9 protein-coding genes are annotated in these 8,559 nt (G+C 27.1%); 5 read left to right on the top strand and 4 right to left on the bottom strand.

The annotated features are described in order from the left end of the window. Nucleotides 1–61: 61 nt before the first annotated feature. The gene (locus CRU95_RS16980) at nucleotides 62–625 is read left to right on the top strand and encodes a type II secretion system protein GspD (RefSeq protein WP_129100746.1); all 564 of its coding nucleotides are present in this window, start codon (nucleotides 62–64) and stop codon (nucleotides 623–625) included. 3 nt (nucleotides 626–628) lie between these two features. On the opposite strand, the gene CRU95_RS08655 is transcribed toward CRU95_RS16980, so the two are convergent. Then, nucleotides 629–1,312 (bottom strand): hypothetical protein, encoded by a 684-nt coding sequence (locus tag CRU95_RS08655; protein ID WP_129100741.1) that lies wholly within the window; start codon nucleotides 1,310–1,312, stop codon nucleotides 629–631. Between the two features lie 122 nt (nucleotides 1,313–1,434). Between CRU95_RS08655 and CRU95_RS08650 the strand changes: the two genes are divergently transcribed. Next, nucleotides 1,435–2,307, top strand: a complete 873-nt coding sequence (locus tag CRU95_RS08650; protein WP_129100740.1) for a GyrI-like domain-containing protein — start codon at nucleotides 1,435–1,437, stop codon at nucleotides 2,305–2,307. Here CRU95_RS08650 and CRU95_RS08645 read toward each other — a convergent pair whose 3' ends face one another. From CRU95_RS08645 to murA, 3 genes are all read right to left on the bottom strand, one after another. Then, nucleotides 2,308–2,922 (bottom strand): HNH endonuclease, encoded by a 615-nt coding sequence (locus CRU95_RS08645; RefSeq protein ID WP_129100739.1) that lies wholly within the window; start codon nucleotides 2,920–2,922, stop codon nucleotides 2,308–2,310. Between the two features lie 9 nt (nucleotides 2,923–2,931). Beyond that, nucleotides 2,932–4,053 (bottom strand): DUF5644 domain-containing protein, encoded by a 1,122-nt coding sequence (locus CRU95_RS08640; RefSeq protein WP_129100738.1) that lies wholly within the window; start codon nucleotides 4,051–4,053, stop codon nucleotides 2,932–2,934. A gap of 79 nt (nucleotides 4,054–4,132) precedes the next feature. Next, entirely contained in the window at nucleotides 4,133–5,398 is a 1,266-nt protein-coding gene (gene murA / locus CRU95_RS08635; protein WP_129100737.1) for a UDP-N-acetylglucosamine 1-carboxyvinyltransferase, read from the bottom strand. A 122-nt stretch (nucleotides 5,399–5,520) separates the two neighbouring features. Between murA and CRU95_RS08630 the strand changes: the two genes are divergently transcribed. Genes CRU95_RS08630 through CRU95_RS08620 form a run of 3 tightly spaced genes read left to right on the top strand, consistent with a single transcriptional unit; the run spans nucleotide 5,521 to nucleotide 8,518 of the window. Next, complete coding sequence (locus CRU95_RS08630) at nucleotides 5,521–6,402, top strand: DMT family transporter (protein WP_129100736.1); 882 nt, start codon at nucleotides 5,521–5,523, stop codon at nucleotides 6,400–6,402. Between the two features lie 9 nt (nucleotides 6,403–6,411). Continuing rightward, on the top strand, nucleotides 6,412–8,154 hold the full coding sequence (locus CRU95_RS08625; RefSeq protein ID WP_129100735.1) for an FMN-binding glutamate synthase family protein: 1,743 nt from the start codon (nucleotides 6,412–6,414) through the stop codon (nucleotides 8,152–8,154). Beyond that, nucleotides 8,141–8,518 (top strand): DUF6394 family protein, encoded by a 378-nt coding sequence (locus CRU95_RS08620; RefSeq protein ID WP_129100734.1) that lies wholly within the window; start codon nucleotides 8,141–8,143, stop codon nucleotides 8,516–8,518. Before CRU95_RS08625 ends, CRU95_RS08620 begins: the two co-directional genes overlap by 14 nt. Nucleotides 8,519–8,559 lie beyond the last annotated feature (41 nt).

The raw sequence follows: 8,559 nt of genomic DNA, 5'->3' as shown, positions 1-8,559 counted from the left end.
AATTATACTTTCTTATTATATAAAAAGTTATAGAAGACTTGAATTTCAATAACTTTAAGTAATTATACTTTTTCCTTTTTTTAGAAAAAACTCTTCAGGAACAACAGAATCATTTAAAAGAGAAGAGATAGGTTTAAGACTAAAAGTAAAACCTAGAATAACAAATAATAAAATTATTTTACAAATCAATGCGGTTCTTGAAGATGCAAAAGAATCAAACACTAGTGAGAATATAGATACATCAAAAAAAGAAGTTATTACAACGGCTATTTTAAACAATGCAGAAAGTGTAATAATCGGAGGATTAATAAAATCTAAAAAAATTCAAGCAGAATCAGGGCTTCCCGTTTTAAAAGATATTCCAATACTTGGTACTTTATTTAAAAATGAAAAATATATAAATGATAAGATAAATCTTGTAGTAATTATAACACCATATATCGTCCCAAAAGATTCAACACTTAGTATTATAAAAAGTAAGGTTGATTATTTACAAAGTTTAGAAGATATTTATGTAAACAGTTTAATAAAAGAGCTTGAAAACAAAAAAATAGAAAAAAGTAGTGTGCATAAAAGCAGTTCTTCGAATGTATTAGAAAAAATATATAATAATGTTGATAAGTGATACTTATTTCTTCTTTTTAATTCTTGTTTTAGAGACTCTTTTATCATTTATTTTATAATTAAATTCCAAGTATTTTTCTATCATATATTCAGACAAATCATACATCTCATCTAGGTTTGTCTTAATCTTCCATAAATTAACTTGTTCTTCCTTCGAGAGTTGTTTTTTTATTTTGATATTATTTTGATTATAAATATTTAAAAATTTTTCAGTTGGAAAATTTTGAATTAGAGTATGGTTAAAAAAGGATTTCTCTTGTTCTTTTTTAAAATAATGTATTAATGAAAAAGCTAATAATTCTGGTATCCAAAAAGAACCTTTTGTTATTTTATTAGAGAATATTGAAGTTAAATATTGATAATAAACTCGCATTGGTTCAAGATTTTTTGAAAGTTTTAAAAATTTAGGAGATAGATTTTTATTTTTTAATATATAAAGTAAAGTTTCCCTTACAATTATATTTGATTCTAAGTAGTTTTTTAACTCATGAATACTTTTATTTATGAAATCAATAACTTGACTATCTATTAAAAGATTTTTTTTTATAGTATTATCTTTTATTTCAATTTTTTCATAATCACTTAAAAGCATATGAACTATTAATAATAAAGTATCAACTTTTACCTTTTTTAAATTAAAAGAGTTACAATACTTCGAGACTAATTTTAATTGTTCATTCTTATCCATAAACACCCTAATTTTTAGATTTATCTATTTTAGGAAAAAAAAATTATTACTTCTTCTTTTTTTGTGCTTTGTTTATAATCATTTTGTGCTAATTTTATAGTTTAAAAGTGCTATAATATTTTATGAAAAAAGATACATTGCAAAAAAGAACAAAAATAGCTAATGATATTATGTATTATATCTATACTCATATTGATATACATATTGATATAGAAGAGTTAAGTATTGATCTAAATGTTAGTAAATTTCATATGCATAGAATTTTTAAAGATGCTTTTGGAAAAAACATTTATGAGAGTATCAAGTCAATAAGGCTTCAAAAAGCATCAAATCTACTTTTGACAAATAAATATTCTACAATATCAAATATTGCAAACCAGTGTGGATACTCTTCTCAATCTTCATTTATAAAAAGTTTTAAAGAGAGATTTGAAATGACTCCCAAAGAGTGGAGAAGTACAGGGTATAAAGATTACTCACACAAAATCTTACAACAATCACAAAAAGCAATGGAATCTACTGCAGATTTTAGTGATATGACACCAAGTATCGTAAAGATGCCATTTTTTGAGAGTTTTTACATAAGAAACAATGGTTACAATGCAAATATAAAAGAGACCTGGCAGAAGCTTCAAACTTGGATTTTATCAAATGATATAAAAAACTATCAACAAATAGCACTATTTCATGATAATCCAACTATTACACCATTAAATGAGTGTCAATATATTGCCTGTATTGTAACAGATGATAAGAATATAAAAAGTGATAGACTCCCAAATTTTAAGATATCAGAGGGTGTTTATGCCAAATTTGATTTAGTAGGTAAAAGGGGTGATATTCTTAAATTTATACATTGGGTTTATCATGAATGGCTTCCTAAAAGTGAGTATGAAACTACAACTAAACCCTCATATGTAATATATAGAAAGAATAACTTTTTAAATGAAGAAAATGAGTTTGATTTGAGTTTTTATGTATCTATAAACTATTGATTATTTTATATATTTTCTCATCAGTATATTAAAAATACTCAAGTCTTTTATTAGTTTTTCTGGAGCTTGAGAGTTTATTATTTTATTGCAATCATTACATAAAATACTCAAGTTCTCAAAATGATAAGTTCCCCCTTGGTCTAAATCTTTTATTAGTAATAACATAGAAGTATCTATTTTAATACTTTTACCACATCTATTACACTTATAATTATCTCTTTTTAAAACGAAGTTTTTTCTTCTAAGAAGATTATTCGGAGTACTATTTTTAGGAATAGATTCTTTTTCATAACTTGCCCACAATAGATCTTTTGGTATGTTTCTTTGAGTTCTTTTTTCATATGGCAATTCTATAAACTGTTTTGTCATTTCTTCCAAAATCAATATTCTTGCTTGGTCGTAAGGGTTTGTTTTGCTTATTAAATTAATTCTTGAAAAATCAAAATTTACTTTTGGATATCTGTTTTTTAAGTAAATAGTTATCTCATGTACAAAAAAAGAAATGTTATTTTTAGTATAATATTTTTTAAATATTTTTTTTCTATAGATATAAAAAGGCAATATACAAGCAATTATGATTGATGATACGATTATATAATCTAAACCAAGAATCATAATTAACAGCTAAATTATTTTAGGGTCTAAAGTATGATTTTTTAAAGTAGTTTTTGCTAAATCATGTTCCCCAATAGCTAAGTTTTCAAGCTCATTTATATGTAAAACTGGAAGATTGATTTCTCTTCCTATTACACTTTCCATATTTTTTCTATTAAAATCTAATAGGTAAAAATCTTGATCATTATCTACAACTATAAAATCAGCTCCACTATCATAAGCATCAAGCATTAAAGTTGAAGTTAATTTATAAGTTAATTCTGGATTTAAGTGAAAAGTATCTTTTGCTAAATCTTGATTTAAAGATGCTAAGTCAAGTACTTTTGCTTTAAGTTTTGAAATTAAGTTTGATTTATCTAGTGAATCTTCTGTTTTTAAATACGCCAAATTAAAGTCTTTGAAGTCATGTTTTATTTCTTGTGCTTTTTTAAATGTACCAAAATTGATTGTTTTTGATATAGAAGATTTAAAGTTTTGTCTATCAATAGTTTTTGAAATATTTAGTTTATTTTTTAAATTTACAATTTTATCTTCAATATTTTGGTCAAAGTTAAAAATTCTATTTCTTAAGCTTGTATGAAACTCTATTCCATATTCACACTCTTTGATTGTATATAGTATTTCATTTTCTTTTTCTGGAAATCTTTCTATTAAATCAGAAGCTAATAAAACAATAGCATCTCCTATATAGTTATGTTCCATATTTAAAGTATTTGAAGCATAAAAATATACCTTATACGATAAATACAATTCTTCTATTTTTTTATCAATGTGAGTAGCTATTAAATCTGTAGTTATAAATTCATTTAGTATTGAAATTTTAGAAGTAAAATCCTCTTCATTGATTATAAAATCTTTATTTGCTCTTCTTATACTTAGAGGTTCTATTTTTATATCACTACCAAAGTTATCTTTTATTTGTTTACAAGTAGTCATTACACTCATGTAAATACCATTTACAACAAAGTAACTGTTTGGAGTATTTTCAAAAGAGAATTCATCTTCACTATTAAGTTTATTTAATACAGTCAAAAGTGTATTATTGTCCTCAACATTTAAAAAATGTTTTGTGTAATATGGTAAATAGTCTGATTTACAATCAAATCTAAATAAAGAAATTTCAAGCTTCATAATCGTACCTTAATTTTATACAAGTCAATTTTAGTCAAATATCTCTTATAAAATAATAATCATTACTTAAAAATAATAATTATTCATTAAAACTTTTGATATTGACACCTATTTTTACTAATTTCCCTTCTAAATCTTCATATCCTCTATCTAAATGATAAATTCTATGAATATTTGTTTCACCATCTGCCACAAGTGCTGCTAAAACTAAAGCAGAACTAGCTCTTAAATCTGTAGCCATAACATCTGTACCGTTTAGTTTATTTGGAGTACCAGTTATACTTGCTATATTTCCATTAAGATGAATATCTGCACCCATTCTTAAAAGCTCACTTACATGCATATACCTATTTTCAAACAATCTTTCATCAATAGTACTTGTCCCATTTGCTTGGGTTGCAAGAGCCATAAATTGAGCTTGCATATCAGTTGGAAAGCCTGGATATTCTGTTGTTATTATATTTACAGCTTTTATGTTATCACTTGGAAAAATAGTGATTTCATTTTGTGTTGTTTCAATTTTAAAATTCATCTCTTCAAGTTTTGATATCACAGCTTCTAAATGCAAAGGTTGTACATGCGTAATTGTCAATTTAGAATTTGTAATTGCTCCTGCACATAAATATGTTCCAGCTTCAATTCTATCAGGTATTACATCAAAATCTTTAAATTCCAAAAGTTTTTTATTTGTACCCATAATTGTAATATCAGAACTACCGATTCCGCTTATATCTAATCCTGCATTTTTCAAAACTTCACATAATTGTACTATTTCAGGCTCTTTTGCACAATTGATAATTTGTGTTTTACCAACAGCAAGTGCTGCTGCCATAATTGCATTTTCTGTTCCACCCACGGTTACTTTGTCAAAAACAATTTTTGCACCCTTTAATCCATTTGGTGCAGTTGCTTTTATATATCCAGCTTTTATTTCTATTGTTGCACCCAATGCTTCCATAGCTTTTAAGTGTAAATCAACAGGTCTTTGCCCAATAGCACAACCACCAGGAAGAGAAACTTCACAATGCCCAAATCTTGCAAGTAGTGGTCCTAATACTAAAATTGATGCTCTCATTGTTTTTACAATATCGTAAGTCGCTTTTGTCTCTTTTAGATTTTGTGTAGAAATTTTTATTTTATTTTTGTCTTTTGAATAATCAGCCCCTAACATTTCTAGTAACTTTAACATTGTATTTATATCAACTACATCTGGAAGGTTTCCGATATTGATTTGATTATTTGATAATATAGTTGATGCAAGTAGCGGTAAAGTGGCATTTTTAGCCCCTGATATTTTTATTTCACCTTGAAGATTTTTAGAAGATTGTATTTTTAGATATTTCATTTTGTTCCTATTGGTTTAGTTCTGTATTTTTAAATGTATTAAAACTATTTATTACTTATTGAGAATAACCGGATTTTAACAAAAGATTAATTAAAATTCGGTTTTTACATCCTAGGATTATAATGGACACTCAAACAATACAAGGCATAAAGTTTATGCTTTTTGCATCACTTTTATTTGCTTTTATGGGAGCTTTTGCAAAAGAACTAAGCTCTTCAATGAGTTCAATTGAAGTTGTATTTTTCAGAAATATATTTGGAGTAGTCTTAATTGCTATTTCTTTATACAAAAAACCAGTAAAGCAAATAGGTGGAAAGCCTTTATTACTATTTTTCAGAGGTTTTGTTGGTTTTTTAGCCCTGCTTACATTTTTTTACAATATTTCAAATATTTCACTTGCTGAAGCTATGACTTTTTCTAAAACTTCTACAATATTTACAGCTATTTTTGCATATATTTTCATAAAAGAAAAATTAGGATTAAGAGGATGGATAGGGGTATTTATTGGATTTATTGGAATACTTTTTATTACAAAGTTTGATGGAAGTACTTTAGATAAAACAGATTGGCTTGGTATTTTTTCAGGAGTAGGTGCTGCATTAGCATACACTTCAGTTAGAGAACTGAGAACTTTTTATGATACTAGGGTTATAGTTTTGTCATTTATGACAATAGGAACAATAGGTCCTATTATCTTGATGGTAATTGCAAACTTTTATTCAAATAGTACTTTTGATTTTATGTTTGGGAAATTTACGATGCCAAATCTAAATGATTTGTTATATATAACTCTTATGGGAATAACTGCTACATTTGCTCAAATTTATATGACAAAAGCTTATGGGGTTGCAAAAGCTGGAATAGTAGGAACAATTTCATATAGTAATTTAATTTTTGCAATAATTCTAGGTGTAATATTAGGGGACAAATTTCCTGATATTTGGATATCATTAGGTATAATTTTAATTATTATTAGTGGAGTTTTAGCTTCAAGTAAAAAATAAGGAGAAAATGTGAGTTTTGATTGGGAATTTTCAACAATAGAATGGAGTATTATTATACTTGTAATATTTGCTTGGTATATACATGATAAATATGTTCAAAGAAAACATCAATTATTGGTAAATTATCCAATTATTGGAAGATTGAGATTTGTTTTAGAAGAAGCAAGGGAACCATTTAGACAATACTTTGGTGATGAAAAGTTTTATGAGTCAAAAGATAAACTAGACTGGCTTAATAAGGCATGTAGAGATTTACCTAATTATGCTTCATTTTCTCCAAGTCAACCTTTGCCATATCCTAAGTTTATGATAAGACATGCCAATATAGTTTTAAATGAAGATGAGATTGAAGGGGGATTTGAAGTAACTTTTGGTCCAAGAAGGAAAAAGCCTTTTATTTCTAAATCTATAATTGGAAGATCTGCTATGAGTGATGGTTCTATTTCTCCTGAAGGAACAAGAGCATTTGCTAAAGGAGCTTTAGAAGGACAATTTCCTATAAACACAGGTGAAGGTAGTGTAACATCAAACTTTTTTGTAACACATCAAAATTACAAAGCTGATTATATGAAAGTTGTACACGGAACAAAGTTTGAAAAAAAGATAAAAGATGTAGTTCAATTCTTTTTTAATGGAGCAGTTGCGGCTGATGTTTATAGAAAATTAGTATTTGGGAAAGACCCAGAAGCTGAAACTTATATATTTGATTTACAATCATCACTGTTTCACAGAATAAACTGGGATGCTCCTTTAGAGTCTTTTCCAAAAGAAGTTCCAACAGACTTACCTGATATCACATTCCAAATAAGCTCTGGATTGTATGGTGCTAGGGATAAAGCTGGTAAATTTGACCCTATAAGATATGAAAAAGTTATGAAATTTTGTCGTATGACAGAGATAAAAATGGCACAAGGTGCAAAACAAACAGGTGGAAAACTAGCTGGTCATAAAGTTACTCCTGCAATTGCTTATTATAGAGGTGTTGAAGCATATAAAGATGTTTTTTCACCAAATAGATTTCCTTATGCAAATACTATTGAAGAACTTTTTGATTTCATTGGACAATTACAACAAATCTCTGAAAAACCAGTTGGAGTAAAAATTGTTATTTCTGATTTAGATAATATCGAACCTTATGCTAAAGAGATTAAAAAAAGAATAGATGAAGGAAAAGATTCATATCCTGATTATATTGCTATTGATGGAGGAAGTGGAGGAAGTGCTACTGCTCCAATTGAAACAATGGAAAGAGTAGGTCTTGATATTAAAGATTCTATTTATTTAGTAGATAAAGTATTATCTGAATATGGAGTTAGAGATAAAATTAAACTTGTAGCTAGTGGAAAAGTTTTAACTCCTGATGATGTTATAATAATCATGTCTTTAGGAGCAGATTTTATTCAAATTGCAAGGGGATTTATGATGAGTGCTGGATGTATTAGAGCTAGATATTGTTCTGGCACGACAGGTCATGATTGTCCCGTTGGACTTGCTACTCAAAATAAATCTAAAAGAAAAAAATATTTTGTGCACAAACAAGCTAAAAAAGTAGCAAACTATCATAAAAATTTACTAAAAAGTGTAAAAAGTATGTTAGCAATTATGGGACTTAAAAATGTAGGACAATTAAATAAACATAGAATAATGTTTATAGATAAAGATGCAAAAGTTTATGATAATATGGATGATGTATTTAAAAGAAAATTAAAAATCGGTAGAGATTTAGAGGATGAATATCATGAACATGGATAAAGTTATTTCTGGATTTTTTATAATTTTAGCAATGACCGTAAACTTTGGATTTGTGTATGGTGACTTAGATACTATGACTCACCATAGTAAATATGAACTTTTTGCTGCAATTATTATAAATGTAATTGCAACAGTTCTTAAATTGGGTGATAGAACTCAAGTTGGTTCTGTACTTTTAGCAACTTCACTTGTTGCAGATATACAATTGATATCTGCAGCTTCTGTTTGGACAATAGCTACATATGCAAGTATAGTTACTTCTGAAGTTAGTACAACTATCGTATCTCTTTCAGCTGGGGCATTATTAGCAAATATTGTTTCTGTGCTTCTTTATGTGGGAGATACATTAAAATCAAAACGATAGTTTCCTTGAAAACGATAGTTTCTTTGAAAACGATAGGTTAA

The sequence above is a fragment of the Arcobacter sp. F2176 genome (assembly GCF_004116465.1).
GTDB lineage: Bacteria > Campylobacterota > Campylobacteria > Campylobacterales > Arcobacteraceae > Arcobacter > Arcobacter siniprincipis.
The sequence above is the reverse complement of the archived record's forward strand: the minus strand, read 5'-3'. Positions and strand labels throughout refer to the sequence as shown.

Coding starts and splice junctions, on each gene's coding strand:
- CRU95_RS08655 (WP_129100741.1), bottom strand. CDS start 1,312: ATGGATAAGAATGAACAATTAAAATTAGTCTCGAAGTATTGTAACTCT.
- CRU95_RS08650 (WP_129100740.1), top strand. CDS start 1,435: ATGAAAAAAGATACATTGCAAAAAAGAACAAAAATAGCTAATGATATT.
- CRU95_RS08645 (WP_129100739.1), bottom strand. CDS start 2,922: ATGATTCTTGGTTTAGATTATATAATCGTATCATCAATCATAATTGCT.
- CRU95_RS08640 (WP_129100738.1), bottom strand. CDS start 4,053: ATGAAGCTTGAAATTTCTTTATTTAGATTTGATTGTAAATCAGACTAT.
- murA (WP_129100737.1), bottom strand. CDS start 5,398: ATGAAATATCTAAAAATACAATCTTCTAAAAATCTTCAAGGTGAAATA.
- CRU95_RS08630 (WP_129100736.1), top strand. CDS start 5,521: ATGGACACTCAAACAATACAAGGCATAAAGTTTATGCTTTTTGCATCA.
- CRU95_RS08620 (WP_129100734.1), top strand. CDS start 8,141: ATGAACATGGATAAAGTTATTTCTGGATTTTTTATAATTTTAGCAATG.